This is a genomic window from Aquimarina acroporae, assembly GCF_023195925.1.
In the GTDB taxonomy this organism is placed as follows: Bacteria; Bacteroidota; Bacteroidia; order Flavobacteriales; family Flavobacteriaceae; genus Aquimarina; species Aquimarina acroporae.
On record NZ_JALPRE010000001.1, the window covers coordinates 58,415 to 84,412 of the forward strand.

27 protein-coding genes are annotated in these 25,998 nt (G+C 34.7%); 13 read left to right on the forward strand and 14 right to left on the reverse strand.

Annotation, left to right across the window (positions count from 1 at the left end; genetic code table 11):
• The first annotated feature begins 1 nt into the window (after nucleotide 1).
• Nucleotides 2–481 (forward strand): hypothetical protein, encoded by a 480-nt coding sequence (locus M0D21_RS00285; protein WP_248325403.1) that lies wholly within the window; start codon nucleotides 2–4, stop codon nucleotides 479–481.
• A gap of 131 nt (nucleotides 482–612) precedes the next feature.
• On the opposite strand, the gene M0D21_RS00290 is transcribed toward M0D21_RS00285, so the two are convergent.
• The 3 genes from M0D21_RS00290 to M0D21_RS00300 all read right to left on the reverse strand — a co-directional run bounded on the left by M0D21_RS00290 (nucleotide 613) and on the right by M0D21_RS00300 (nucleotide 2,914).
• Complete coding sequence (locus M0D21_RS00290) at nucleotides 613–1,203, reverse strand: pseudouridine synthase (protein ID WP_248325405.1); 591 nt, start codon at nucleotides 1,201–1,203, stop codon at nucleotides 613–615.
• Between the two features lie 48 nt (nucleotides 1,204–1,251).
• Nucleotides 1,252–2,055, reverse strand: a complete 804-nt coding sequence (locus tag M0D21_RS00295; protein WP_248325407.1) for an MBL fold metallo-hydrolase — start codon at nucleotides 2,053–2,055, stop codon at nucleotides 1,252–1,254.
• Nucleotides 2,056–2,158: 103 nt separating this feature from the next.
• Complete coding sequence (locus M0D21_RS00300) at nucleotides 2,159–2,914, reverse strand: sulfite exporter TauE/SafE family protein (RefSeq protein ID WP_248325409.1); 756 nt, start codon at nucleotides 2,912–2,914, stop codon at nucleotides 2,159–2,161.
• Between the two features lie 161 nt (nucleotides 2,915–3,075).
• On the opposite strand from M0D21_RS00300, the gene M0D21_RS00305 reads away from it, so the two are divergent.
• Nucleotides 3,076–4,806, forward strand: a complete 1,731-nt coding sequence (locus tag M0D21_RS00305; RefSeq protein ID WP_248325411.1) for a SulP family inorganic anion transporter — start codon at nucleotides 3,076–3,078, stop codon at nucleotides 4,804–4,806.
• On the opposite strand, the gene M0D21_RS00310 is transcribed toward M0D21_RS00305, so the two are convergent.
• The 3 genes from M0D21_RS00310 to M0D21_RS00320 all read right to left on the reverse strand — a co-directional run bounded on the left by M0D21_RS00310 (nucleotide 4,803) and on the right by M0D21_RS00320 (nucleotide 7,828).
• Entirely contained in the window at nucleotides 4,803–5,765 is a 963-nt protein-coding gene (locus M0D21_RS00310; RefSeq protein ID WP_248325413.1) for a carboxypeptidase-like regulatory domain-containing protein, read from the reverse strand. The genes M0D21_RS00305 and M0D21_RS00310 overlap by 4 nt on opposite strands.
• Before the next feature lie 158 nt (nucleotides 5,766–5,923).
• Nucleotides 5,924–7,537 carry an FAD-binding protein gene (locus M0D21_RS00315; protein ID WP_248325415.1) on the reverse strand — a complete coding sequence of 538 codons (1,614 nt, stop codon included), beginning with the start codon at nucleotides 7,535–7,537 and terminating at the stop codon, nucleotides 5,924–5,926.
• Nucleotides 7,538–7,573: 36 nt separating this feature from the next.
• Nucleotides 7,574–7,828: a Bor family protein gene (locus M0D21_RS00320; protein WP_248325417.1), complete on the reverse strand. Its 255-nt coding sequence runs from the start codon at nucleotides 7,826–7,828 to the stop codon at nucleotides 7,574–7,576.
• A gap of 392 nt (nucleotides 7,829–8,220) precedes the next feature.
• Here M0D21_RS00320 and M0D21_RS00325 point away from each other — a divergent pair, with 392 nt between their 5' ends.
• The 3 genes from M0D21_RS00325 (at nucleotide 8,221) to M0D21_RS00335 (ending at nucleotide 10,722) form a co-directional block, all read left to right on the forward strand.
• Nucleotides 8,221–8,550, forward strand: a complete 330-nt coding sequence (locus M0D21_RS00325) for a helix-turn-helix transcriptional regulator (RefSeq protein WP_248325419.1) — start codon at nucleotides 8,221–8,223, stop codon at nucleotides 8,548–8,550.
• The gene (locus tag M0D21_RS00330; RefSeq protein ID WP_248325420.1) at nucleotides 8,544–9,830 is read left to right on the forward strand and encodes a type II toxin-antitoxin system HipA family toxin; all 1,287 of its coding nucleotides are present in this window, start codon (nucleotides 8,544–8,546) and stop codon (nucleotides 9,828–9,830) included. The genes M0D21_RS00325 and M0D21_RS00330 overlap by 7 nt, the downstream gene beginning before the upstream one ends.
• A 61-nt stretch (nucleotides 9,831–9,891) precedes the next feature.
• Entirely contained in the window at nucleotides 9,892–10,722 is an 831-nt protein-coding gene (locus tag M0D21_RS00335) for a DMT family transporter (RefSeq protein WP_248325422.1), read from the forward strand.
• A 10-nt stretch (nucleotides 10,723–10,732) separates the two neighbouring features.
• Here the strand turns inward: M0D21_RS00335 and M0D21_RS00340 are convergent, their stop codons facing one another.
• Nucleotides 10,733–10,984: a hypothetical protein gene (locus M0D21_RS00340; protein WP_248325424.1), complete on the reverse strand. Its 252-nt coding sequence runs from the start codon at nucleotides 10,982–10,984 to the stop codon at nucleotides 10,733–10,735.
• Nucleotides 10,985–11,311: 327 nt separating this feature from the next.
• Here M0D21_RS00340 and M0D21_RS00345 point away from each other — a divergent pair, with 327 nt between their 5' ends.
• Together M0D21_RS00345 and M0D21_RS00350 are read left to right on the forward strand one after the other, a co-directional pair.
• Nucleotides 11,312–12,574 carry a nuclear transport factor 2 family protein gene (locus tag M0D21_RS00345; protein WP_248325426.1) on the forward strand — a complete coding sequence of 421 codons (1,263 nt, stop codon included), beginning with the start codon at nucleotides 11,312–11,314 and terminating at the stop codon, nucleotides 12,572–12,574.
• Nucleotides 12,575–12,588: 14 nt separating this feature from the next.
• Nucleotides 12,589–13,221, forward strand: a complete 633-nt coding sequence (locus M0D21_RS00350; protein WP_248325428.1) for a DUF6624 domain-containing protein — start codon at nucleotides 12,589–12,591, stop codon at nucleotides 13,219–13,221.
• Nucleotide 13,222: 1 nt separating this feature from the next.
• Here the strand turns inward: M0D21_RS00350 and M0D21_RS00355 are convergent, their stop codons facing one another.
• The 3 genes from M0D21_RS00355 to M0D21_RS00365 form a co-directional block, all read right to left on the reverse strand.
• The gene (locus M0D21_RS00355) at nucleotides 13,223–13,939 is read right to left on the reverse strand and encodes a LytR/AlgR family response regulator transcription factor (RefSeq protein ID WP_248325430.1); all 717 of its coding nucleotides are present in this window, start codon (nucleotides 13,937–13,939) and stop codon (nucleotides 13,223–13,225) included.
• 2 nt (nucleotides 13,940–13,941) lie between these two features.
• The gene (locus M0D21_RS00360) at nucleotides 13,942–14,895 is read right to left on the reverse strand and encodes a sensor histidine kinase (protein WP_248325432.1); all 954 of its coding nucleotides are present in this window, start codon (nucleotides 14,893–14,895) and stop codon (nucleotides 13,942–13,944) included.
• A 257-nt stretch (nucleotides 14,896–15,152) separates the two neighbouring features.
• On the reverse strand, nucleotides 15,153–15,530 hold the full coding sequence (locus M0D21_RS00365) for a DUF3307 domain-containing protein (protein WP_248325434.1): 378 nt from the start codon (nucleotides 15,528–15,530) through the stop codon (nucleotides 15,153–15,155).
• A gap of 95 nt (nucleotides 15,531–15,625) precedes the next feature.
• Here M0D21_RS00365 and M0D21_RS00370 point away from each other — a divergent pair, with 95 nt between their 5' ends.
• The 6 genes from M0D21_RS00370 to M0D21_RS00395 all read left to right on the forward strand — a co-directional run bounded on the left by M0D21_RS00370 (nucleotide 15,626) and on the right by M0D21_RS00395 (nucleotide 21,543).
• Complete coding sequence (locus M0D21_RS00370; RefSeq protein WP_248325436.1) at nucleotides 15,626–17,596, forward strand: adenylate/guanylate cyclase domain-containing protein; 1,971 nt, start codon at nucleotides 15,626–15,628, stop codon at nucleotides 17,594–17,596.
• Nucleotides 17,597–17,601: 5 nt separating this feature from the next.
• The gene (sthA, locus tag M0D21_RS00375; RefSeq protein WP_248325438.1) at nucleotides 17,602–19,026 is read left to right on the forward strand and encodes a Si-specific NAD(P)(+) transhydrogenase; all 1,425 of its coding nucleotides are present in this window, start codon (nucleotides 17,602–17,604) and stop codon (nucleotides 19,024–19,026) included.
• A 119-nt stretch (nucleotides 19,027–19,145) separates the two neighbouring features.
• Nucleotides 19,146–20,273, forward strand: a complete 1,128-nt coding sequence (locus M0D21_RS00380; RefSeq protein WP_248325440.1) for a serine hydrolase domain-containing protein — start codon at nucleotides 19,146–19,148, stop codon at nucleotides 20,271–20,273.
• 10 nt (nucleotides 20,274–20,283) lie between these two features.
• Nucleotides 20,284–20,616 (forward strand): hypothetical protein, encoded by a 333-nt coding sequence (locus M0D21_RS00385; protein ID WP_248325441.1) that lies wholly within the window; start codon nucleotides 20,284–20,286, stop codon nucleotides 20,614–20,616.
• Entirely contained in the window at nucleotides 20,603–21,178 is a 576-nt protein-coding gene (locus tag M0D21_RS00390) for an RNA polymerase sigma factor (RefSeq protein ID WP_248325442.1), read from the forward strand. The genes M0D21_RS00385 and M0D21_RS00390 overlap by 14 nt, the downstream gene beginning before the upstream one ends.
• A 32-nt stretch (nucleotides 21,179–21,210) precedes the next feature.
• On the forward strand, nucleotides 21,211–21,543 hold the full coding sequence (locus tag M0D21_RS00395) for a hypothetical protein (RefSeq protein WP_248325444.1): 333 nt from the start codon (nucleotides 21,211–21,213) through the stop codon (nucleotides 21,541–21,543).
• A 9-nt stretch (nucleotides 21,544–21,552) separates the two neighbouring features.
• Here the strand turns inward: M0D21_RS00395 and M0D21_RS00400 are convergent, their stop codons facing one another.
• The 4 genes from M0D21_RS00400 to M0D21_RS00415 all read right to left on the reverse strand — a co-directional run bounded on the left by M0D21_RS00400 (nucleotide 21,553) and on the right by M0D21_RS00415 (nucleotide 25,921).
• The gene (locus M0D21_RS00400) at nucleotides 21,553–22,695 is read right to left on the reverse strand and encodes a PQQ-dependent sugar dehydrogenase (RefSeq protein WP_248325446.1); all 1,143 of its coding nucleotides are present in this window, start codon (nucleotides 22,693–22,695) and stop codon (nucleotides 21,553–21,555) included.
• A gap of 111 nt (nucleotides 22,696–22,806) precedes the next feature.
• The gene (locus M0D21_RS00405) at nucleotides 22,807–23,208 is read right to left on the reverse strand and encodes an ester cyclase (protein ID WP_248325448.1); all 402 of its coding nucleotides are present in this window, start codon (nucleotides 23,206–23,208) and stop codon (nucleotides 22,807–22,809) included.
• 134 nt (nucleotides 23,209–23,342) lie between these two features.
• Complete coding sequence (locus tag M0D21_RS00410) at nucleotides 23,343–25,496, reverse strand: TonB-dependent receptor (protein ID WP_248325449.1); 2,154 nt, start codon at nucleotides 25,494–25,496, stop codon at nucleotides 23,343–23,345.
• Between the two features lie 107 nt (nucleotides 25,497–25,603).
• The gene (locus M0D21_RS00415; RefSeq protein WP_248325451.1) at nucleotides 25,604–25,921 is read right to left on the reverse strand and encodes a DUF6660 family protein; all 318 of its coding nucleotides are present in this window, start codon (nucleotides 25,919–25,921) and stop codon (nucleotides 25,604–25,606) included.
• Nucleotides 25,922–25,998 lie beyond the last annotated feature (77 nt).

Genomic DNA, 25,998 nt, shown 5'->3' on the forward strand with positions numbered 1-25,998 from the left:
TATGAGTGGAGAGGCCGGCGCGGGAGCAACATCCCAATACTTTCAGATCTTCTACTCTTCAGGAATGACAGTGAGTGTGGCTACACCTCCGAACGAAGAAGAAAATCCACATTATATTTCAGACTATTTTAAGGAAGCAAATAAGCCGTTTGAACAAAAGCTAAATAAAACGCTTCCTATGCTCGAAACTATGATATCTGAATACATTTTAAAATATAATATCCCAATAGTTTCCTATGAATCAGATGCGAGTCATGTTCATGGGGTTATAATTGAAGACGAAAAGGGTGATGAGGATAATATTTTAGATGGTCATAATGCTGAAAGCTGGTTTGCTAAGACTAATAATGCTAAAGCTTTTATTAGTTTTTGTTTCTTTACCAAGTCGTTTGCTAAGGTAACCTTGTCTTTTGTTGTAAATCGGATGATATTAAGATCTCAGCTTCATTTAATCCGAGACGAAATACTTAAAATCTTATAACTTATCTATTGAATTTTTAACTCATTGATAGAACAACTTCTAATAGTGATAAAGATAAGGTGAAAAGGGAAAAATAAATATGATTTTATTTGTGAATTGATAAATGCGAGTAACTATACTGGGATTTTTTGCTATATGTGATCTAGTTCTATTACTTCTGCGACTTGCATGTTATTCAAATGAATAGAGCCAATACGCACTCTTACTAGTCTTAATGTTGGAAACCCAACTGCCGATGTCATTTTTCGTACTTGTCTAAACTTCCCTTCGGTTAAGGTAATAGAAACCCAACTTGTGGGACCGTGTCTATCGTCTCGTATTTTTTTTGACCTTTCAGGAAACTCTGGGATTTGGTCTAGAATAGAGGCTTTGCAAGGTGAAGTTGTGTATTTTTTACCGTTGAATCCAATTTCAACACCATTACACAATCTTGAAATGGCTTCGGTGGTGATTTTGCCATTTACCTGAGCATAATACTCTTTCTCAATGTTTCCGCTGCAAATATGGTTACTCGTTTTCCCGTCGGTAGTTAATAAAAGCAGGCCTTCAGACTTTTCATCAAGTCGACCAATCGCCATTGTACCGTTTGGAAAATCGTACAATTCTCCTAGCAATCTTTTACTATTCTGTTTTTGTCCATTGTTTATAAACTGACTAAGGAACCCATATGGTTTATATAGGGCAAAATGTTTATGAAACGCTATGGTATCCTTTTGCTGCATTAGTGTTTTAGATTGACTTCAAAAATGCCGCAATTTACAGAATTTGTTTTATTCAGGGTACCAATCCAATTGTACAACCTCTATATCTGGGTTTTTGGCTACCAGTTCCTTGAATTTATTTACATCGCTAAAACCATCGGCTCCTCTGTAGTGGTAGGGATACACTTGTTTGGGTTTGAACTCTAGAACGGCATCAGCAGCACTTTCTACAGTCATCGTGTAGGGTAAATTCATAGTAACAAAAGCCTTATCGATATATTGCAAGGCTCTCATTTCAGGTATATCTTCGGTATCTCCAGAAAAATATATGCGTTCTTTACCTAGTGTAATAAGGTATCCGTTGCCTCTTCCTTTTTTGTGAAACTTCAAAGCCTCTTCTCTTATGTTGTACATAGGGATTGCCTCTATAGGTATTCCTTGTACTTCTTTGGTTTCACCATTATTAATAATAAGTATTTGTTCTGTATAATTTGCGGGGAGCTTTTCGGCTACAGACTGCGGAACAACAATTTCCGCTTTTGATAAGTCTAAGCTATCTAGTGTGTCGATATTCATATGGTCACCATGAATGTCGGTAATAAGTACAATATCGGCTAGTTTTTTTTCTTCAAATAACTTTGGGCCTCCATTAGGATCGATGTAAATCACTTTGTCTTTCCATTCAAGGATAGCAGTGGCATGCCCTATAGGATCTATAGAAATATCACTTTCTACTTTAGGTGTAACAGGCTTGGTAGGGGTTTCTTCGATAGATTCATCGATAATTTGTTCAGAATCTTCATTTTTATGGGATTTACAGCCCATAACCAACAGCATACAAATCACAATAATTTGAAATGCATTAACTTTCATGATAAGACGATTTATGTTTAAGGACAAAAAGGTACGTATAATCATTTACAAAACAATGTTAACCTTATCAATGCCTGAATAATTTTAGGATTATGTGAGAGAATTAATTGTCTAACCAAAGCTTAACAGACATTGCGATTACCATGATTATAAGAAATATTTTTACCAGACCATCTCCTTTTTTTACAGACCATCGACTAGCTATCCATCCACCAGTAGCATTCCCAATAGCCAGTATAAAACCGTATAAAAAATGCATTTGTTGGTTATAGATAAATACGGCAAGTGCTCCTAGCGTGTAAATAAAAACGATCAATACTTTTATCGCGTTAGATTTTACCAGTGAAAAGTGGTTGATAGAAGAAAGAGCCAGTAAAATAAATATACCTACACCAGCTTGAATAAAGCCCCCATAAATACCAATAAAGAAAAATACAACTATCGATATCCAAAGGTGTTTCCCGCTTACTCTTTCAATAATGTTTTGAGTATTTAATTTAGGTTTAAAGACCATAAATCCGACCACAACTACCATTACTATAGCCAAAATACGGTTAAAAGTTTCTCCTTTGATATCAATGGCAATTTGAGCTCCTAGTATAGAGCCAATTAGAGCCGAAATACCAAGGTATAAACCAAAGGACGAGGGTTTTATGCCTTTGCTTTTAAATCCGGCTATAGAGGTGATGCATTGTATAAAAACACCTATTCTATTCGTTCCATTAGCCATGGCAGGAGGTAACCCCATAAAAATCAACATGGGGAGGGTGAGTAAAGATCCGCCGCCAGCAATGGTGTTTATAACGCCAGCGATAAAACCCACGACTGCTAAAAGAACCAAGAGTAATGTTTCGTTCATATTGATTTAGGAATGTTTATTGATGCTTCGTTTTGTTCAAAAGTAGCTAAATCCTGATTATGAATTCTTATTTTTAAAATTCATTTGGCATAAATTCTCAACTGTTGTAGATTTACGATGCTAACCAAAAACAGAAGGAAGTTAAAACACTACATAAAATAGTGCCGTTCATTCAAAATTTTAAGAATGGCGGCTATAATGCTTCGATTTTTAAGGCCGATAGTATTGCCGGTATTACGGTAGGAGTAATTCTAATACCGCAGGCAATCGCATATGCTTTGCTGATGGGTGTACCTCCTATTTATGGGTTGTATGCATGTTTGGTGCCGTTAATAGTGTATGCCTTGTTAGGAACCTCAAGGCAACTTAGTATTGGTCCTGTAGCGGTAACCGCTATTTTGATTATGAGTGGTGTAAGTCAATTGGCAACACCATTTTCTGAAGAATTTACTCAGTTAGTACTCTTTTCAGGGTTTTTAATTGGGATTGTGCAGGTAATCATGAGTATGTTGCGAATGGGGTTTTTGGTTAATCTTATTTCACAGCCTGTGATATCGGGATTTATTTCTGCAGCAGCAATTATCATTATAGTCTCGCAGTTGGAAGAAAGTCTTGGGTTGGCGATACCTGATTTTACATATACTCATGAAACCATATGGTACGCGATAAGTCATTTTTTTGATACGAACTGGATTACTTTTGGAATATGTTTGTTTGCTATTGTAAGTATTAATTTGCTTAAAAAATGGAAAAGATCATTCCCTGGTGCTTTAACTATTTTAGTAATCACAACATTGGTTACCTATTTCTTTAATTTACAAGATAAAGGAGTAGCTATAATTAAAGATGTTCCCAGTGGGTTGCCTTCGTTTTCTTTTCCTGAAATGAATTATGAAAATATGGTAAGTCTTATTCCTACGGTGCTTACCGTGACATTTATAGGGTATGTAGGTAGCATAGGGATTGCAAAATCCTTAGAGATGAAGAATCGGGATCATATAGTAAGGCCTAATCAGGAATTGTTAGCATTGGGTATTGCCAAAATAATTGGTGTCTTTTTTCTAGCCGTACCTTCTTCGGGGAGTTATAGTAGAACAGCAATAAATGATGAAGCAGGGGGTAAGACCACAATTTCCTCTATGATTGCCGCTGTAATGGTAGTAATATCACTATTGTTTCTTACTTCATTCTTTTATTACATTCCTAAATCTACTTTGGCAGCAATTATATTGGTGTCTGTTTTTGGGTTAATCAATTTTAGTGAAGCTAAATATCTGTTTCGTTTAAGACGAAGGGATTTTATAGTGATGATTATCACTTTTGTTGGAACTTTGGTGTTTGGTGTAGAGAATGGGATTTTTATTGGGGTGATTCTCTCCTTTGTTTTTCTTCAGTATTACAGTTCTCGACCGCACATAGCAGAATTAGTGAATATTCCAGGGACGAAGTATTTTAGAAACATCAAAAGATTCCCAGAAGCAGTGCAATCAGAAATATACTTGATTATTAGATTTGATAATCAATTGTATTTTGGAAATGCTAGTTTCTTCAAAGAAGCTATTCAGGAATATGTTACTGGTAGAGAACAAAAGCCTAATTTTCTAATTTTAGATACCACTAATATGCATGATATAGACAGTACTGGATTGCATATTTTGGAAGATATTCATGGGTACTTAGAAGGATTAGGTATTCAACTTCTATTAAGTGGTACTATTGGACCTGTACGTGATTTTTTAAAACGATCAGGTTTTACAGATAAATTGGGTACAGATCACTATTATTTGAATATATCTGATGCCGTCGATTATGCAGAAAATAGAGAGCTACATGAAAAAGTACATGAAGTAGCCGTACAGTTTAATGAGAAAAGAAGGTCGTTTTTGGATTAATCATCTTCAAAAAGATGCAATTTTAACCCCATACCGTAGTTGGTATTGTTGTTTTTTATTAGGTTGTTTGAATCACTATAGTTTGCATCAAATAATTGCCATGTTCTATTTCTGAAGAAAATTCTTCTTGTAAATGTCTTGTTCTTAGCTATCTTATCTGTAAATGGGAGCAAAGGTCTAAAGGTTGTAGAAACCTTTACAATTCCTTTTCGAGTCTCAACCTCATGATATTTCTTAGTCTGTTGCAGTTTTCCATTTTTATCGGCATAACCTAATACTTGAATAGAGACGAAAATTCCATCTTTTGGGATGTATACTTTACATTCTGAAACGTTCAGTTCAAAATTAGATTTATCCTTATCAGAAATCATAAAGATGATGTCTTCATAGGGGAGTCGTGCACCTGGAAATCCTTTGTTGTTCCTGTAAAACTGCATTTTAAACAATGTAGAAAACGTTTGTCCTCTTGCATTACGATTAGACGATTCTACTTTAACCGGAAGATATACTGAAGCTATTTTTGTTGATTTCTCGGGATCCTTTGGGAAGAATACCGCGATTTCAGACTCTACAGTAGGTAGCCAACATTTGAAATAATCGTTATGTACCTCTGATGGTAGTTTTTTAGTCTTGTATTTCCTTTTCTTTTCAGCGGTTACGATCACCTCTTTAAGTTCAGATACATCTTGAGTTAAGAATATCTTTTTAGGAATAGATTTGGTTGCCAATGCTAGTTCTTTGAAACCTATAGCAGATACATAAATTGTATCTATATCTGGATACCATCTTTTTGAGAATTGAAAGTTGCCGTCGGCATCTGCGAAAGTTCCATTTCCATTACCAAAAGAAATGGTTGCATAAGAAATAGGGTTATTCTGCACAGAATCACGTACAGTATAAGTCTGTGAACAGACGAATTGTGCTAAAAAAAGCAGTAGTAGGGGAAACAGCTTTTTCATGATATTGATTGGGGGATTTTAATCTAAAGTAATAAAATTATATGTATTCTATCACTATGATCATGCCAAACAGCTTTAATTATCCAAAATTATAGTACGAAAGAATAACTATTTTCATCGATTAATTATTTAATTTACAGTAAAATAAGTAATTTCAGCTAAACTATAGCTCCAACTGTTTTATCTAATCCACATTTTTCAATAAACTTGTTGGTAAACACTTTCATGGCTTCAGGTGTTAGTAATGCATTTCTGCTATCTATCCAATGTTGAACAGTAGCAGCACCATACATATGCTGCACTCGATTGAAGTTAAGATTAAAGTTTATTTTACCCCAATGTAATGTGTATTTAATACCGGCAGCTTCTAATCTATTCCATATTTTCTCATAAAACTTTCTGGTTACTTTAGCGTCTACACCATCTAGTTCTAGAACACATGTTTTAGGGAATTTTGTAAAACCTAACAAAGCTTCTGTTCCTTTTACATATCGCAATGATATACCTCCAGGAAAAGGGTCTCCATCTTCAATAACTTTTAGAATTTCTTCAACCACTTTTGTACTATCTTTAATATCAATTCCCAGAGCTGCACTTGCTACTTTTCCTCTAAACTTAGTGTTGCTAAAGGTTTCTCCAATAGTACCTTCTACTGGTGGGACTTCTTTGTAAGCTAATGGAAATAAGATACTTACTAGTTTTGGAACGAGCAGTACAGATAATCCGCCAAGGCTATCCATTACTGTTTGAATAAGGCCTAACAGGTCATCACCATAGGTAAGTCCTCTATCGTCCTGAGTTCTTCTTGTGTAATCGTTTCTATATTTTCTTTTATATATGGCTTTCAGAAAAACTCCTTTATCCTTGTTATTGGCTTCAAATTCATATGGATTAATGAGGACTTCAAAGTGATAGAGTTCACGATCAGGAGAATGTTGCGGAAAGGGTAGAATCGAGTTAATGCCTGAAAAGTTGAGCGTATTCATCGTGTTTTTTAATGCACTGGTATACGCAATTTCATCGATGCGATGTTCTTCCAACAAAAATTTAGGCTCTGTTTCAATCATAATACCATGTATAAAACCAAAACTCCCAAAGCTTACCAACGCAGAATTAAACATAATATCGTCTCTTATAAGTTCTGCTCCTAACCATTTTATAAAACCATCAGACACGATTGGATTAGATTCTTTTTCGAGCCATACATGCCGATCTTTACCTACAATTAAATGTATTCCTGTGACAAAATCTTGAATAGATCCTACATTAAATGCAGATCCATGAGTTCCTGTAGATAAAGCACCTGCTACAGTTTGACCATTACTGGCACCAGAGGCTTTTATGGACCTGTTGGGTCTTTTCTCTTTTTCTAATTTAGAATTAAGTTGAAGCATAGAAACACCACACTGCGCAAAAAACAGATTATCGGGAGACCCTCCTTTATCTATGTATTTTTGGTGTACATTAGATTTGCTTACCGAAAAATTGAGACGTAACGATTTGGTATCCAATATACCGCCTTCAGATACGGCAACTTTGGAAAAAGACCACCCACTTCCCATTGCGCGTAGTCTAATATCATTATCTATTGCATGTCCAATGAGCCATTGTAAATTTTTTGTAGTAGCTAAGTACCTATCGGTACCTTTTGGAATTGAGGGGTCGTTCTTTACTTTAAAAGATGCTCCTGGAGTAAGTTTTTGAGTAAAGTTTTGATGTCTGTTTTCCCATTTCCTAATTGGGAGTATTTCTATGCCTTTTGGTAATGCCATAATGATGTTTTTGTGATATGTAGTTTACTTTTTTGTTTATAATTCTTCTATGTCAGGATCTTCTGGTGCGCATTCCCACTCGACAGTTTGTGGCACTACAATTCCTAGTGTTACTGCTGATAATAGAATGAAACCTAAATTGGTTTTGTGAGTAGAAGCGCTTAAGTATTTAGAATCGCAATTTGGATTGATGTCTTTTGGAGCTACTAGGCCCCAAGCAAAGCTCCAGGTAGTTTTAGAGTGTTTAACTACCGAGTCATTGTCATATAAGCTTACTACACGTGTAGACATGCAACTCGAACTTAAAAGTAATAATGCAAGGATAAAAGAGAGACGTCGTAATTGAATAGAATAAGTCATCTGTGTGTATTGTTTTAATAGATCAATTGTATTTGATCATGATTTATAACAATCAGACGATAAAAAGGGTGGGTTACGTTAAGGTTTTCAATTTAAGGATATTAGCTTTTGGTTAAAAGGGGATTTTACCTGTTTTTTTGCTAAAAACATTTTTATTTTTTAAAGTACATACTTTTATACTTTGTATTGTTAATTTCTATTTTAAAGTATACTTTTATATACGTAATATATTTTTTATATTTGATAGTATTAAAATACAATAAGTTATACTTAATTAGCGTTTATAGTTGCAAAAGTATATCATTTTATACCTTATTTTGATCATGAGCTTAAATAACCTCTCAGACGAACAAATTATATTGGAGCTTACTCAAAGAGTAAAGCAAAGGCGTCTCAACCTAAACATTACCCAGGAAGAACTCTCAAAAAGGGCAGGAGTTCATGTACAAACTATTAAAAATTTTGAATCTGGTAAAACAACTACGTTATTAACGTTTGTCCAAATCATCAGGGCTTTCGGTGATATTGGAGCGTTAGATTCCTTATTTCCTGATCCTGGCATAAGTCCTGTAGAATTACTTAAACTCAAAGGGAAAGAACGTGAACGGGCCTCTCGTAGTACTAATGATAAAAGTGAAGAGTCATCATGGTAGACGTAATAAAAATTATGTTGTGGGGTGAAGAGCTTGGAGCACTAAGTTGGGACAAAACAAGAAATTTTGCTTCATTCGAGTTTTTCCCATCTTTTTTGAGTAAAAATCTTAATGTATCACCAATACATATGCCCATATCATCTTCTAAAAACAAGATTTACAGTTTCCCTAATCTTAATCAGGATACCTATAAGGGTTTACCCGGAATGCTTTCAGATGTATTACCCGATGATTTTGGAAATCGATTAATAGATCAGTGGTTGGTTTTAAATAATATTTCCAAATCAGATTTTACTCCTCTTGATCGTTTATGTTATATCGGGACTAGAGGGATGGGAGCTTTAGAATTTCAACCTGCAAGAAGTCTTGATAAAAATAAAGCAATAACACTAGAGGTAGACAAACTTGCCGAATTAGCAGATAAGGTATTAAATACACGAGAAAAACTACACTTAAATATTTCAGAAACCGAGCATCTCAATGAGTTGATTAAAGTAGGAACTTCTGCTGGTGGTCAAAGAGCCAAAGCTATCATAGCCTATAATGCAAAAACTAATGAAATAAGATCTGGGCAAGCTTCTGTACCCAACGATTTTGAACATTATATCTTCAAATTTGATGGCGTAAATGAAAGTACACTGGGTGATCCTCAAGGATATGGAAGAATAGAGTATGCGTATTATCTTATGGCTAAAGATTGTGGTATCGAAATGGAAAACTCCATTCTTTTTGAGGAGCATGGCCGTGCACATTTTATGACCAGACGATTTGATCGCCTAAGAAATGATGAAAAAATACATATGCAGACGCTATGTTCTCTTGCACATTTTGATTACAAATCTCCTGGTGCGTATTCTTATGAGAATGCTTTTCAGGTCATGAGACAATTGAGATTACCGCATAGTGATGCTATAAAACTGTATAAGCGAATGCTGCTCAATGTTATTGCGCGTAATCAAGATGATCATACCAAAAATATTTCTTTTCTAATGAACAAAAAAGGGGAGTGGAGACTTTCTCCAGCCTACGATGTTACTTATTCCTATAACCCAACAGGTATTTGGACTAGTATGCATCAAATGTCAATCAACGGAAAACGAAATGACTTTGTCATAGATGATTTAAAAGCTGTTGCTGATAAAATAAGTTATAAAAGCGGTAAAGAAGCTATACAACAGGTGCTAGACGTGGTATCTAACTGGAAATCTTATGCGCGTGCCTCAGGAATTCCAGATACTCAAGCAGATCGGCTTCAAAAAGCATTCAGACTTCAATGGTAATGCTAATCAAATGCAAAAAGCAATGCTGAATTACTTATGAAAACGTATTTTTGGTGCCTTTATGAAAAAAGCCATTTACTTCATGCTTCTCAGTGCTGTATGTTTTACAGTAATGAATTTATTTGTTAAGTATCTCGCCCACTTTGGAGGGGGGCAATTAGTACTCTTTAGGGCTTTTGGATCTTTGTTTTTTACTATGAGTTACTTGCTCTGGCACAAGATTCCGATATTAGGAAATCAGAAGACTTTATTGATTTCAAGAGGTTTAGTTGGTGTAACTTCAATGGGATTGTTTTTCATGTCGGTTAATTATCTTCCAATTGGCTCTGCCGTGTCCTTACGTTATTTGTCACCAATATTTGCTACCATTCTAGCTGTGGTTTTTCTGAAAGAGTATGTCAAACCTATTCAGTGGTTATTTTTTGCGATGGCCTTTGGAGGGGTGCTGATGATAAAAGGTTTTGATTCCAATATTAATACTTTCGGATTTTTACTAATTCTTGGTTCAGCAGTATTTAGCGGCTTGGTTTATGTGTTGATCAATAAAATTGGAACCAAGGATCATCCTGTAGTTATTGTGAACTATTTTATGTGGATTTCTTTGTTTGTAGGGGGTATATTATCCCTATTTAATTGGAAGACTCCTCAAGGAATAGAGTGGGTTTTATTACTCAGTTTAGGGGTATTTGGTTATTTTGGTCAATTATTTATGACCAAGGCATTCCAGTCCCAGGCCACCAACAAAATTGTATCTTTAAAGTACGTAGAAGTACTATTTACAATGGTTGCTGGGGTGTTCTGGTTTAGTGATAGCTATCCAATATTTAGTATACTGGGAACCCTGCTGGTAATAGCTGGTTTGATACTCAATATTTGGTACAGAAATAAATAATACCAATCTTCTAAGAAAAATCTTCTCTTAGATAAAACATCATTTTTCCTTTGTCTGAAAAACTTTTAATGGTAATTATCTCATCGGTAAGTTTATTGTAAACCACTTCTACAAACAGAAGGTCTACATAAAAAATACTGTAGTAAAAATCACGATTTTGATCATTGATGGTAAAGAGATGAATACCTCTCTCCCAGATATCTTTGTATTTACGGTCTAAATGTCGAGCATTGAACTCAAGCTCAAGAGTAGTTTTGCGCATAAGCAGGTTTTTTTTGATTAAGGGATTACCAATTTACGGTTTTTCCGTAATTATTCCAAATGTTTTTTTGGAGTGGTTTATTCGTAAGAATCAGATAAACAGTGATTAAGGGTTCGTTGAAAACATAATTATTCAGTGTTTTAACTTTCCCTATTTTCTTCAAACGACATCACTGTCTCGACAAACAGGAGAATTTATATCAATAACAGGATGTCTAGAGAATTTAATAATTTGTATTGACACACATGTAGTTTGGCAAAAATATTTAATGTGCTTGTTTGATTGATTTACTTTAGAGGAAATCAATTCATAAACAAACGAATACATATGAGAATAGTAAGCTTTGTACTTCTGTTTTTGCTGGTGACACCTATCTGTGCACAAGAAAACACCACTAAAAAATACTATCGACACTTAATGTATAATCATGTTTCACCTCATGTTGAGATAAGAGGGACATACGAAATCACAGAAGACGAAGCGCAAGCAACAGCCCATTATAAGTTTATTTATGATTCTAAAAAGCGGTTAGTTGAAATTATTAATCACAATTATTATCCCTATAAAAGACATCCACTAGGTACAATCGGTGCTCATAGAACTTCAATTACTTATGATACGAATACAGAAACACGTATTTTTTTTGATATCAACGGAAAAAGAATGACCAATGATCGTGATGTGTATAAAGAAGTATATACATATAATAAAAAGGGATTTAAATATGCTTTAGATTTTTATGATGAGAATGATAATTTGATGGAATCTAATTGGAATATTACCAACTATAGATGGTCACGAAAGGGCAATCTAGTAATTGAAAAAAGGCATGATCTTAGAAATAACCTTATGCCTGTCTCTCCTTATTTTGAATTTGGGATCACCGGTATCAAGTATAAAAAAGATGGCATACCACAAGAACATTTTAACCTAGGGGAGAACCTAAAAATAAAAGATAATACCCTAGGTATAGCTTCTTATCGTGATACTTATGATGAACAGGGTAACCACATACAATTTTCATATTATGATGCTAAAGGAGAGTTAACCAACAATTCATGGGATTATGCAGTGGCAAATCAAATGTTTGATAAAAATGGTTACATAAGCCGTATCGAAAGACTTGATGAAAATAAAAAATTAGTCGGTAAAAGTAAGTTTCCACCTGTTGGGAAAGTAGAAATAGCACTTCCTGCGAGTAGTCAAGATTCTCTTGAAATTAGAAAAAAATCCCTGGGATACCTCATTGCACTACAGGAATTAAAACCAGATTTGATGAGTGAGGTATTTCACCCAAAGCTGGCAAAAAGAACCATAGGTTATGATCGAGAGACCAAACAACAAATAGCAAGAGAAACTACCTATGAGCAAATGATAGAATTTGCGAATTCATGGAACCAATCGGGTAATAAATTCCCTCCAAAACCTATGAACAAAGCGATAATCTTAGATATTTATGATCATATCGCTACGGTTAAACTCGTTTCGGATAATTGGGTAGAATACCTACAACTTATGAAGTCAAATGGAGAATGGAGTATTATTAACCTTCTTTGGCAATATAGAAATGTTAAAAGATATACGAATTAAATTAAAATTTAGATATGAACTATATCACATCGTTAATCATTCTGTTTGTCTGTGTATTTCCAGGATATGGACAGGCTATAAAACCCAATGAAGAAGAACGAAAGGCTCTAAAAGAAAGGCTAGAGACTGTTTTTATGAAAGATCAAATTTTTAGGAGGATGCATAAGGATGTTGAAGAAAAGTATGGCTCGGAATCTAAAGAAGTAGCATACTTTTGGGAGGTGGTAGAGCAACAAGATAAAGTATTAGAGAAAGAAATAGTTGCTATACTAGAAAAATATGGTTGGTTAGGAATATCTCAGGTAGGTAGATTAGCAAATACGACTATTTGGGCTGTGTTACAACATGGTTCTGTAGCTACAAAAGAGAAATATGCACCGTTATTGAAAGCCTCTGTTCTAAAAAAAGAATCGCAACCTGTGCATTATGCTCGCTTAGTAGACAGGATGTTAATTAACTCAGGAAAACCCCAGTTATACGGGACTCAATTTGAATATGACTCTGCAGGAAAAGGTACTTTTTTTCCTGTTGAAGAACCAGAGTTTATCAATCAAAGAAGGAATGAATTAGGGCTTATAGGTATTCAAGAATTTGCAAAGAAATATGGGCTTAACTGGACCATTACTCAAAAAACAAGTAAATTATAAATTACCGCCATCCTTTTTCGCCAGTGCCATATATTTGTTTTAAAGCGTGATCTCGATAACTTCTTCCTATCGGAATAGAATGTTCTTTAATTTCTAAAGTATTTCCTTCTATAGCCTTTACATAATGAAAGTTAACAATATATGATTTATGAATCTGAACAAATTGAGCCGGTGGTAGTATAGCTAATATCCCGGATAATGTTTGATAGGTAACAAAAGACCTGTCTTTAAGAATAATCTTAATGTAGTCTTTTAAGCTTTCTATATATACAATATCAGAATAGTTCACTTTAATCTTTTTGTTGTCAACTTTAAAGAAGGCCGCTTCGGGCTCACTAGGTTGTTTTTGCACTTTACCTACCTGAGATTTTTTGATTTTTTCTACAGCTTGAACAAATCGATAAAAGGGTATAGGTTTGACTAGGTAATCAATAGCATTTAACTCAAAACCATCTACGGCATAGTGTCTATGAGCAGTAGTAAAAATCACTTTGGGAGGAGAAGAAATTGCTTTTAATAAATTTATTCCATCGAGCATTGGCATTTGAATATCTAAAAATATTACATCTACTTCTTGGGTATTAAGAAAGTCTATTGCCTCCAAAGCATCATTGAATACTCCTATTTCATCTAAAAAATCGATTCTCCCAATGTAATCTGAGATTACTTCTTGAGCCAAGGGTTCGTCATCAACAATTATACAGGTTACTTTACTCATTGTTATTCAATTTGAATGCGTAGATCGACATAATACTTTTTGTCTTTTTGTTCTAATCTAAAGGTATGTTTTTGCGGGTATAAAATCTGTAATCTTTTCGATAAATTTTGAACACCTATACCATGTTTTTGATCACTTTTTTCCGTGTTTGCCACGGTATTAATAGTTTGTATGTGTAAATAATTGTCAACTGCACTAATATGTATTTCAATATCAACAGTTCCTCTCTCATTAAGAGAGCAGTGCTTAAAAGCATTTTCTGCCAGTGGGATGATGATTAAAGGAGTGATCTGGGTATTTCTTAGGTCACCATTCATTTCGAGTTTTAAATTAAGACGATCACCAAAACGAAGTTTTTCTAGTTCGATATAATCATTGAGATGTAATATTTCTTTTTCTAAAGAGATTTTTTCTTCACTGGTTTCATACAGCATATAAGAAAGTAAATTAGAGAGTTGCAATAATGCATCTGGAGTTTTTTTTGATCCTTTTAAAGCAAGGGAGTATAGATTATTTAGGGTGTTAAAGAGAAAATGCGGATTCATTTGTGATCTTAAAAAATTAAGTTCACTGGTTCTCTGCTCTTTTTGTATGCGTTCCAGATTAATTTTGTTGGTATAGTAGTCTTGTAATATTTTGATCGCAGTAGGAGGGCCAAACCATAGTAAAATAGATCTTGCTAAACTTAAAACTCTTGGAAAGGTTAAAAAATCCTTAGGTAATTCAGGCATTTCGATCAAAAAAGGAAAAACAAAATAATACCTAAATAATAATACCAGAAAAGAGCTTAGCAAAAGCAGAGGAGCAAAAGTGATGAAGTAATACAAGTACTGTTTGCGGCCAATAAACTTAGGCCACAAATAATACATGTGTACATAGTAGAACGGAATTTCTATCAGGCAACCTAAGTAGTTATAGGTTGCTCTCTCAAAAGAAATGCCGTATAGGGTATCCATCAATATCCATATAAGAAGGTACACTACCCAAAATAGTATATGTTTAAGAACCCTGTTCTTTAAAAACATGTTTGTTTCCATTAAGAAGCATTCAATTGCATTGTTCAACCAAACAGGAAATATCGTTAAATTTTAACAATCACACTATAATTTTCTCTCAACAACATCTACCGCTCGATGAAATAACCCAATGAGATATAGTGTTGTAAAGTTTGCTAAAGGGCAGATTATTCATTAGATTTATATAGGAAATAAGCCTAAATCGACGACAAAAAATCGATATTCTCAAAAGTAAGATACAAAGTTACTGTATGTATGAGTTGATCTAACCCAAGGATCGGAAAGAATATACGAGGTGTTTCATTATATTTTGCAGCTAATTTACTGGTGAAAAAATCAGTAACTCCATGTAGAAATCCATTCAGGAGGGTATAAAAAACAGCTGTTTTAAAGGAAAAAAGAAAGATACTAAACAAAAAAAGGGTAAAGGTATAAGCTAATACATGTAAGCCTAACCATTTTAGATGTTGACTTTTGCCCAGAGCCATTTTAGAGGTCTGAAATGCATAGTCCCCTGTCCAATGTGCTATTAATACTAAACTAAAAATCATAAACATAATATACCAATAAGACATCGTATAACCTAATTGATAATCAAAATTTTATATAGTAATAACCTATTTGATAAAAAGAAAAATTAGATTTTATCACAATATTTTGATCGTTTCACATGTTTCGAACCTTTAGACATCGTTTATTATTCTGGTTCTTGGTTTTTATAGCTTCAAGCATGCTCATTATTGTGCTTTCTTTTACCTACCTCAATAAAAGAGCACGAATAAAAACAAAAGCAGAAAAAATTGAGCAGTCCTATGTGTTATTGCTGAAGAGCGTAAAGGCACAGCAAGATTTTTTATCTTTTGAAACCAAGAATCAAAGATTTTTTAGAACTGGTGATAGTCAATATCTGGATCATTATCTTAAATTATTAGATAGTACGAGATACTTGATTTCTAAAGTAGATTTTTCTAAAGAACCAGAACTTGAAGCTTCTATCAATGAGCTAAAATCAGGAATTACCGAAATAGATTCTGTCTTTCTTTCTCTCATCATTCAAATTCAAGCAAGGGGATTCAAAAATTATAACCTAGAAGGATCGATGCGTAAAGATGCACATTGGTTAGAAAATAGCGGGGAAATTCCGGCCAAAAGTATTCTATCTCTTAGAAGACATGAAAAGGATTATATCATTAGAAATGAACGAGAGTATGTATCTCGATTTTCAAAACTAATGGCGAATATACGGGATGATGTAGTAAAAAATAGGAGCAAAGACAAGAAGCGGAAGAAAAAGATACTCTACTATTTAGATGGTTATAAAAATAAGTTCATGCAACTGGTAGAATTGGATGAATTAATAGGTATTAAAGATAATTCTGGCCTAAAAGCCGAATTAGATTATACGATTACTGCATCAGAGGCTGGTTTCAGTGATATTGTGCAACAAACTAAACAATGGGAGAAAGAAGCATTTGATCGTCTAACGTTATATTTTATACTAATAACACTGGCTTTAATAGGTGGAAGCGTATGGGTAAGCACTTATATTTCCAGAAAAATCACGATTCCTCTTACCGAACTTACCACACATATTACACGCTTCGTAGATAGTAAATTTACTTTAGAATCTGAACACCCTGTAATACGAACCGAAGATGAAATAGGAAGACTCACCCGTAATTTCTCCTTTCTTAAGGATGAAGTCATATCACGCCTTAGGTTCTTTAAACAAAAGGTCGATGAGCGCACTGCAGAGTTGGCAAATGCCAATAAAAAATTACTTAGACTAAGTGAAGCTAATAGCCGTTTTGTGCCCAAAGAATTTCTAAATAACCTAGGTAGAAATAGTATCGAGGAGGTAGAGTTGGGAGATCAGGTTGAACGTGAGATGACCATTGTTTTTTCTGATATTAGAGAGTTTACAAAAATGTCGGAAAGCTTGAGTCCACAAGAAAACTTCGATTTCATAAATGCGTATTTAAGTGGTATTGTGCCCATAATTCGAAGAAATGGAGGGTTTATCGATAAGTTTATAGGCGATTCTGTGATGGCGTTATTTCCGAAAGATGCAGATCAGGCACTACAAACAGTATATGAGTTTGAAGACTTCTTATTAGAGTTTAATGATAAGTTACAAAAGAAAAATAGGCCTGTCATTCAAATAGGTACTGGAATACATACGGGTAATCTGATATTAGGAACCATAGGTCACGATCATAGATTAGAAACTACTGTAATTTCTGATGCTGTGAATACCGCTTCACGTGTAGAAGGACTTACCAAGCATTATCAAGCCAAAATCATAGGAACCGAAGCAACGATATCAAGACTCAAAAACAAAGACAATTTTAAATATAGGTTTTTAGACCAAGTACGTGTAAAGGGTAGGAGTAAGACACTTTCTGTATATGAGTTTTTATCTGCGAAAGAAAAGGAGAAATTATCTTATCTCGATGAGTATAACAAGGCAGTATCGTACATCAAAGACAAAAAGGTTTTAGAAGCAAGTGAGCTCTTTGCAGCGATACATAAAAAACATCCTAACGATAAGGCTGTGAGTATAGTTTTTGAAAAATGTACAAATTACTTGAATCACGATACCTCATCATGGGATGAAATCACCAATATGATTACTAAATAAAAGGCATGAAAAAGTTTGATCTTATCGTTATCGGTTCTGGACCAGCTGGAGAAAAAGCAGCCGCAAAAGCAGCATATTTTGGATACAAGGTAGCTTTAGTAGAAAAAGAGGCAAAATATGGCGGAGCGGGAGTACAAACCGGAACGTTACCTTCAAAAACACTTAAAGAAACTGCTTTGTATTTGTCAGGAATTTACCAAAAAGGAGTCTTCGGTGTTGATAAAGAGATAGGCCGTGAGACTGGAGTGCATGATTTTTTATATCGCAAGAATTTGGTTACTAGCCATATGCATAAAATTGTAAAATATAACCTCAACAAACACGGTATTGAGGTTTTTGAAGGCTTTGCAAGTTTTATAGATCAAAATCAAATTAAGATATCAGGGGCAATTGAAGAGGTAATCTACGGTAAATATATTCTTATAGCGACAGGTTCGTATCCTTATCACCCTCCAAACATCCCATTCGACAACAAAAAAATATTAGATTCAGATACTATTTTAAATATCAAACACTTTCCTAAATCTATATGCGTGTTGGGAGCAGGTGTTATTGGTTGTGAGTATGCTACCATTTTTGCTGCTATGGGCGTAAAAACCTTCGTAGTAAACGACAGAGATAAGATTCTGGGTTTTTTAGATGCAGAAGTCTCCAAAGCTTTGGTAGATCAAATGAAGAAAAATGATATTAAAATTTTATTTAATAATTCCATTACCAGTTACGAACTGCCCGAGGTAGAGGATAGGCCTCTACGTTTAACTCTGGAGTCGGGAGAAATACTCAATGTAGATATGTTCCTATTTGCCGCGGGTCGCAGCGGGAGAATTAAGGGGTTAAATTGTGATGCCATCGGATTAGAAACCGGAAAAAGGGAGACGGTTTTGGTTAATGATAAGTTTCAAACCAATATTCCCAATATTTATGCCGTTGGCGATGTGATTGGGTTTCCGGCACTTGCCAGTACCAGTATGGAGCAAGGTCGAATTGCAATTACCCATATGTTCGATACTGGTGATTTAGAATCATTGGCCGATATTTTTCCTTACGGAATTTATACCGTACCCGAAGTATCTATGGTTGGTATTACCGAAGAACAAGCTATTGCCGATAAAATTGAATACGGAGTGGGATATAGCTATTTCAGAGATACCGCTAGGGGAATGATTATGGGAGATACAGATAATGGATATCTAAAATTAATATTCGATAGAACTACAAAAGTCATTTTAGGAGTGCATATTATTGGGTATATCGCCACAGAACTTATTCACTATGGCATGGAACTCGTTAGGGAAGAAAAAACTTTAGATAACCTTATTGGTACTGTTTTTAATTATCCCACCCTTCATGATTTATATAAATATGCCAGCTATGACGGTTTAGGAAATCTAGCCGGAAAGAAAATAAAGAAAGCTGGAGAGGTAATATAAGGTATTGATAATCTGTGTTTAATTGCTTTTTTTAGAAATTTGTAACCTTTTTGAAATTCATTTTGTCAAATTAATGTGAGCGCTCAAAACTTAGTTTCAATCACATAAAATTTTACAAAATGAATCAATTAAAAAACACAATGAAAACCCTGTGTATAGCACTCATCATGCTGTGCACAATTAATACCAGCTTAGGTCAAAAAAAGCAAGATGATTTTCATGTTCTTAACGGAAATAAAATTTCTTCCAAATCATTTAGCAATCTAATTCAACATACTATGGACTCCTTAAATATTCCGGGAGTTTCTGTAGCGATAATAAATGATCATAAAATTGCTTACCATGAAGTTTTTGGTGTTAAGAACATAAAAACCAAAGAAAAAGTGTCATTGGAGACCATTTTTGAGGGTGCTTCGTTATCCAAGCCTTTATTCGCTTATTTTGTCATGAAAATGGTAGAAAGTGGTGAATTCGAATTAGATAAACCTATTTTGCCATATCTTGAAAGTGTTATGGGTAAGGAGAAAATTAAGCAAGTGGTAGCACCCGATTCTTATGAACGTTATACAAAATTAACCCCACGAATTATTTTATCTCATGGTAGCGGTATAGATAACTGGGTAAAAGGTAAACCTATAACGATTGCTTTCGAACCGGGCACAGATTTTTCATATTCAGGGGAAGCGTACCAACATCTTGGAGCAGCATTAGGAACAAAATTAGGGATCGGTTGGGGAAGTAAGTTAGATACGCTGTTTCTGAAAAAAGTAGCACATCCTATTGGTATGGATCGGTCTTTTTATACCTGGAACGATGTATTAGAACAGCATGCGGCTACGGGGCATATTGACGGAAAAAGAAATCCCGAAATTCATAGAGATAAAAAGGTAGGTCCAGGCTATAGCTTGCAATCTGATGCTCAAGACTATGCGCTTTTTTTAATTGAAATGATGGTTCCAAATAATATAAATGAAGCTACTAGAGATGAGATGCTCAAAGAGCATAACCACTTTAAGAAAGACAATAAATTAGTCAAAGAAACAGGACAAACAGGATGGGGATTAGGGTTTGCTCAAAAACCTACACCATATGGTTTAATGCATTTACACACAGGAAATAACAAGGATTTTCAGGCATATACTATGTTTATTCCAAAGCAGAAATATGGATTTGTAATTTTTGCTAATTCAAACAATTTATTTCCTTTACTACAAAGAATTGAAAAATTAATCGGAGAACACTTTTAGAATAACAGATATGAAAGAATTTAATGAATTATTCGGGATGGCAATTATAAGTATCTCATTTGTACTTATCATATTTATCATTGCCAGATATACGTACCTTATTAAAAAATCTATGATAGAGAAAGGGGTATACGTAGATCAAAAGACAAATAGATTTAAATATCTAGATATAGGATGTATTGTTTTTGGACTGGGAGTAGGACTATTGGTTTCATCAGTTTTTACTGTAATGCAAATGTCTGAAGATACTATGGATTTGTTGGTCTGGGGAACCATCCTCATTTTTGGAGCTGCAGGACTAGTGGTTGCACATTTCATACGCAAGAAACTTGAAGAGCAATAAATATACAGAAGATTACGAGCTAATTCGTAGGTGCGGTGAGGGTGATACTTCCGCTTTTAGGCAATTGGTCTATAAGCATAAAGATGTATCACTTTCGCTTGTGCTTTCTATTATTAAAGATAAAGTAATTGCCGAAGATGTTTTGCAGGAGGTATTTATAAAGGTGTACCATAAGCTACATACCTTTAAGTTTAAATCCTCTTTTTCTACTTGGTTGTACCGAATTGTTGTGAATACGAGCTATAATGAATTAAAAAAGAGAAAAGATCATGTTCGCATTGATCATATAGAAGAGCACACTTTTTCATTATCTATAGAAGCAGGAGATAGGTTGGGTATGCAGGATCAGAAAAAATATATCGATCTGGCGTTACTGAAGCTGAACGAAGACGAAGCATTGATATTGCGGTTATTTTATTTATGTGAATTGAGTATAAAGGAAATAGAGGGGATTACTTCTTTTAAGCAATCAAAGATTAAAGTGGGATTACACCGCGGTCGTGAAAACTTGAGTTTTCATTTAAGACAACTCTTAGGAGAAGATATAGATCAATTATTATAAAAATAGGAGTATTAAAACATTAGAAATTGAATATGAAAGAAGATCAAATCAAAAAGATTATTCAGAAGAGTACTGTAGAGACTTCAGATGATTTTATCAATACCCTGATGCAACGTATAGAAGCTGAAGAAAAGGTAAAACCTACTTCAGTATGGTGGTCATTTAGAACAATACTAATCCTTTGTTCACTATTAACCATGATTATTACTTTAGGAGTATTTAGATTCTCTACAATGGGAATGGAAATACTAAATATTGGAGGCATTCCTAAAACACCGGTGTTTATTCTAGTAACCGTACTATTACTATGCTTACTAAATCATCTTATTCGAGTATCAGAAAACCAAAATAGCGTATCTCAATAGCATAAATTCTTAGGGTAATCTATGTATTTCAATAATACGATGCGTAGCACTGGTATCGCCATAAGATTCTCCGTTGGTGGCAATAAAAATTCTACCTTCTGGAGAAATAGCGATATCTCTTATACGCCCAAATTCATCTTCTAAGAATGAAGCTTCTTCAGTAATGCTGTTTCCATCACCACTTAAGGTAAGGGCTACCACCTTTTTGTCTTTCAAAACTGCCATTAAGAACTTATTGGTCCATTCAGGAATGGCATCACCGGTATAATATACCATATCTGATGGTGCAATAGTGGGTGTCCAGTTAAATATAGACTCAGTTACCGCTGTGGTCGAAGCAAAAGCTTCTTCATTTGAATTATCAATAACTCCCATTACATTGGGCCATCCATAATTTGCTCCAGATACGATTTTATTAATTTCATCATCATTGGTAGGGCCATGCTCAGAGCTATATATATTCCCATTTGGGTGCAATACCAACCCTTGTGGATTTCTATGTCCAATACTGTAAATATAGCTTCCTGTAAATGGATTGTCATTAGGAATGCTACCATCCAGATTAAGGCGTAGTATCTTTCCAGCCAAAGAATTTGTGTTTTGAGATAGACTCGTATTACCAGCATCACCAGTGGTCATAAATAGATGTAAATCTGGGGTAATAAGTAGGCGAGACCCATTATGAATTGAAGCAGCAGGAATATTTTCTAAAAGCGTGGTTTCATTGGTTAGAGAATTGTTTTCATAGGTAAAACGCACCAAACGCTCTAGTAAACCGCTTCCGCCACTATAGGTATATACTGCATAGACATAAGGATTGTTGGTAAACTGCGGATGTAACACCATTCCTAAAAGTCCACTTTCCTGTACTTGTTCTACAGCATTAATATTTATAAGCTCTTGTTGAGCACCAGAATCAGGATTAATTCGGCTTATTCTTCCATTTCTTTCTGCTACCCAAAGAAAGTTATCAGGTCCCCATAGAATTTCCCAAGGTACACTAAGAGTGCTTATTACTGTAGAAGTTGCTTCAGTAGGATTAGGGTCTGGGTTGGGATCAGGGTCTGGGTCGTTGTTGTTATCACTAGAACAATGCCATAATACTACTAGCGCTACTAGTAGTCCAGAGTACTTTATGATTCTTTTGTTCATAACATCTTAGTTTTAGAGCTCTTTTGTATTGATAACCAATACTTTTGAGTTTTATTTTATAAAAACTGAAGATATTTTGACATAAACACTAAAAGATGAAAGAAACAAAGGCTAATTCTTGAACAAATCAGAATACAATTTTTTCATGTCCCAGTAATCACGTTGTGATACAAAAGAACTACCATCAAAACGAATTACGCTCACTGCTGGAATCTCCACATATCTTCCTGTGGCAGGTTTCCCCATGATTTCACCAGTATTTGTGCCTTTTTGTACCCATTCTACCATCGCCAGGTTATCAGAAACAGTTATGCCTTGTATCACAAATTCTAAATCTGGAAAAGCAGCGTATATTCCTTTAGCATACCCTAAAAGTGTCTTCCCTTTAATAGTACCATCTAGCAATGGATCATAAAAGGTGGTTTCCTCTCCATATAATTCATTCAACTTAGTGATATCTTTTTGGTTCCAGACATCAATGATATTTTTAGCTTTTTCGGTTAAACTATTCATAGCGCTTATCTATTTTATTAGCAACGTAATACCTTATAAAAATAATGATTTTAGCATGTAGAACAAAAATAGAAACACCCCTAATTTGGGCTAGTAAATTAGAGGTGTACTGCACTAGATAGCATATTAACTATCTAGTGATGATGTTTGTTTCCGAAAGGTTTTAGAATCACTCCCAAACTAAAGATGAAACCATCGGTAGGGGCATAAATTTCTGGGAAATTAGGATTTTCATGGGGCGGTAGTACCAAAGGTGAAAATCGACTTTGCCTTCGATCGGTAAAGTTTTCGAAATTCATAAAAACACTTCCCCAATCAAAATTTCTAATTCCTAACAGCCCCATAGTAATATAATCTGTGGTTTTGGTGCCATCAGATAATAGTTGAGTTCCTGTATAGTAGGTTTCAAAACCAAGACGCCAGGTCTCATTTTCATACATTACCACGCTTCCAGCATTATGTCTTGCTGTTAGCGGTTTTTGAGGATTCCTAGGAAGATAATTCAGCTGGGTATCGATAAAGGCATAATTCAAAAACCATCTAAAATCTTTATAGCTAAACTTAATATTGGTCTCAGCTCCTTTACTCAAAATACTATCGTCTGCATTCATATATTGAAAAGAAGTAGTATCAGAACCGTTAAGTAACAATCCATTGTCTATGGCGGTAACATAAAACAACTGATTTACAGAAAAACTTAGGTCTTCTGTAATTAGGGTTTGATAATTCACATCAAAGTTGATACCATAAGAACGTTCTGCATCCAGATTGTCTTTATCGATAGGTTGTATGTTTTCAAAGTTGATAAATTCTGCCTCTTCAGTAAATATATCAGGTATTTTATACCCCAGACCTCCTCCAAGTCTACTTGAAAATCCATTACCCATTTTATACAGTAGTGATACTCTGGGTAGAGGAAACCATCCCCAATCTTGAGCATAATCTAGGCGAAATCCCGTTTCTACAATCCATGAATCTGTAATATCGTAGATATTATTTACAAAAACACCCGCCGTGAAATCTTCTTGATCTCGCTCCAGAGCTCCTTCATCTTCATCAAAATTGGTAGCGTAGAGGTTAGCACCAAAGGTCCAATCTGCTATATCACCACGTTTCTGGTACGTTGCTTCAGAAAAGGTGTTCCATTGTTTTCCTTTAAACACAAGATCCGGGATTTCTAAATCTCTATCAAAAAACGAAACACTGTTTTTAAGTGTCAATGTCTTGTTTTCATTCCATTGCGTCTTTAGAACAGCCTGACTGCTTATACGCTTAGACAGGTTCTCTTCAACGTATTGGTGAATTCCGTTTTGCCCATTTTCAATTCTTTCGATATCTCCACCTTTACGATCGTCATAACTTCCGTTAAGGCCAATCCAAAAGGTAGTATTTTCATTAGGGTAATAAAACAATTTAGGGTTAAAAGCAACAGAATAGGTCTGAGGCAAATTACTAAAACCATCATCTTCGGGATCATAGGCTTTTTGATAATTACCCGATCCATATAAGGTTACTCCCCATTTTTCATTTCTGCTTGCATAGAACACGTTGGCAGTAGTTCCCAAGGCGTGGGTTTGTGTGACCATAATATCCATATCAGGTTCTTCGTCTGGGGTTTTAGATATAAGGTTCACCAAACCTGCAATGGCACCACCACCATATAAGGTAGATGAACTCCCTTTTATAATTTCGAATTGTTTTAAATCAATAGGCGGAATCTGCATAATGCTCAATCCACTTGAAAAACCTCCATATAGGGGGAACCCATCTCTAAGAAGCTGGGTATATCGACCATCGAGCCCTTGTATTCTAATATTAGCGTTCCCACTGCTAAGAGAGGTTTGTTGCATTTGTATACCTGTACTTTCTCTAAGGACCATAGAGATATTGGTGGCATTCATAGCATTTTTCTCGCCTAGTTCTTCGGGACCAATAAACTCTATTCGTGTAGGAATGCGTTTAATGGTTCTTGTACTTCGGGTAGATTGCACTACAACTTCATCGAGTTCATGATCACTTTCTTGTAAATACAACAACAATTCCTTTTGCTCTGGAATTTGGAGTGTAACGGTTTGCGATTGAAAACCAATAAATGATACCTCAAGTTGATATGTGCCTTCTGGGATGTTTTCTAATGCTGAGATCCCATCCATATCGGTTATTACTCCTTTTTCTAATGATGGTATATATACTGTTGCCCCAGGCAAGGGAGTATTATCTTCTTGATTAAATACCTTTACAGTTACAGCATAGTGCTGTTCCTGCTGTGCTGTTATAAATTTTGACATGAATAAACAGCATACTATGAGCCATTTGCTCATATATGATAGATTCATATAGTAATGAATTTTTGGTTAAGATTTTTTTTGATAAGCCTGTGTAGGCGTGATAGAATTTAGCTTATCAATTGAGGAGGTTGCAGTAGAGTATCTTTAATATCTTTACCAATAGGGTCGGTATATGAAAATAGTCGTGAAGTAGTAGTTACTGCTAGCGTCTGATACACATTGGTGTCAATTTGTATCACATGTATATGACAACAATGACACAAACATAAGGGTGAGCAATGTTCTGTTTCATGATGTTCATGATCTGCTTCGCAATCTTTTGAAATCTCTGTGGTGTCTTCATTACATAACAGCTCATTATCTTCACAGGGCACCAGGTTTAGCGCCAGGAAATAAAAAGAGAATATAACAACAAAGATTTTCATAGTACAAAGATAGTAATATAGAAAGAGTATGAAGTGTAATTTATGAAGTTCTTAAAAGATATAAAAACAATATAGCG

Excerpts from the sequence above, each read along its gene's own strand:
- M0D21_RS00285 (WP_248325403.1), top strand. The coding sequence starts at position 2 with ATGAGTGGAGAGGCCGGCGCGGGAGCAACATCCCAATACTTTCAGATC.
- M0D21_RS00290 (WP_248325405.1), bottom strand. The coding sequence starts at position 1,203 with ATGCAGCAAAAGGATACCATAGCGTTTCATAAACATTTTGCCCTATAT.
- M0D21_RS00295 (WP_248325407.1), bottom strand. The coding sequence starts at position 2,055 with ATGAAAGTTAATGCATTTCAAATTATTGTGATTTGTATGCTGTTGGTT.
- M0D21_RS00300 (WP_248325409.1), bottom strand. The coding sequence starts at position 2,914 with ATGAACGAAACATTACTCTTGGTTCTTTTAGCAGTCGTGGGTTTTATC.
- M0D21_RS00310 (WP_248325413.1), bottom strand. The coding sequence starts at position 5,765 with ATGAAAAAGCTGTTTCCCCTACTACTGCTTTTTTTAGCACAATTCGTC.
- M0D21_RS00315 (WP_248325415.1), bottom strand. The coding sequence starts at position 7,537 with ATGGCATTACCAAAAGGCATAGAAATACTCCCAATTAGGAAATGGGAA.
- M0D21_RS00320 (WP_248325417.1), bottom strand. The coding sequence starts at position 7,828 with ATGTCTACACGTGTAGTAAGCTTATATGACAATGACTCGGTAGTTAAA.
- M0D21_RS00325 (WP_248325419.1), top strand. The coding sequence starts at position 8,221 with ATGAGCTTAAATAACCTCTCAGACGAACAAATTATATTGGAGCTTACT.
- M0D21_RS00330 (WP_248325420.1), top strand. The coding sequence starts at position 8,544 with ATGGTAGACGTAATAAAAATTATGTTGTGGGGTGAAGAGCTTGGAGCA.
- M0D21_RS00335 (WP_248325422.1), top strand. The coding sequence starts at position 9,892 with ATGAAAAAAGCCATTTACTTCATGCTTCTCAGTGCTGTATGTTTTACA.
- M0D21_RS00340 (WP_248325424.1), bottom strand. The coding sequence starts at position 10,984 with ATGCGCAAAACTACTCTTGAGCTTGAGTTCAATGCTCGACATTTAGAC.
- M0D21_RS00345 (WP_248325426.1), top strand. The coding sequence starts at position 11,312 with ATGAGAATAGTAAGCTTTGTACTTCTGTTTTTGCTGGTGACACCTATC.
- M0D21_RS00350 (WP_248325428.1), top strand. The coding sequence starts at position 12,589 with ATGAACTATATCACATCGTTAATCATTCTGTTTGTCTGTGTATTTCCA.
- M0D21_RS00355 (WP_248325430.1), bottom strand. The coding sequence starts at position 13,939 with ATGAGTAAAGTAACCTGTATAATTGTTGATGACGAACCCTTGGCTCAA.
- M0D21_RS00360 (WP_248325432.1), bottom strand. The coding sequence starts at position 14,895 with ATGGATACCCTATACGGCATTTCTTTTGAGAGAGCAACCTATAACTAC.
- M0D21_RS00365 (WP_248325434.1), bottom strand. The coding sequence starts at position 15,530 with ATGTCTTATTGGTATATTATGTTTATGATTTTTAGTTTAGTATTAATA.
- M0D21_RS00370 (WP_248325436.1), top strand. The coding sequence starts at position 15,626 with ATGTTTCGAACCTTTAGACATCGTTTATTATTCTGGTTCTTGGTTTTT.
- sthA (WP_248325438.1), top strand. The coding sequence starts at position 17,602 with ATGAAAAAGTTTGATCTTATCGTTATCGGTTCTGGACCAGCTGGAGAA.
- M0D21_RS00380 (WP_248325440.1), top strand. The coding sequence starts at position 19,146 with ATGAATCAATTAAAAAACACAATGAAAACCCTGTGTATAGCACTCATC.
- M0D21_RS00385 (WP_248325441.1), top strand. The coding sequence starts at position 20,284 with ATGAAAGAATTTAATGAATTATTCGGGATGGCAATTATAAGTATCTCA.
- M0D21_RS00395 (WP_248325444.1), top strand. The coding sequence starts at position 21,211 with ATGAAAGAAGATCAAATCAAAAAGATTATTCAGAAGAGTACTGTAGAG.
- M0D21_RS00400 (WP_248325446.1), bottom strand. The coding sequence starts at position 22,695 with ATGAACAAAAGAATCATAAAGTACTCTGGACTACTAGTAGCGCTAGTA.
- M0D21_RS00405 (WP_248325448.1), bottom strand. The coding sequence starts at position 23,208 with ATGAATAGTTTAACCGAAAAAGCTAAAAATATCATTGATGTCTGGAAC.
- M0D21_RS00410 (WP_248325449.1), bottom strand. The coding sequence starts at position 25,496 with ATGTCAAAATTTATAACAGCACAGCAGGAACAGCACTATGCTGTAACT.
- M0D21_RS00415 (WP_248325451.1), bottom strand. The coding sequence starts at position 25,921 with ATGAAAATCTTTGTTGTTATATTCTCTTTTTATTTCCTGGCGCTAAAC.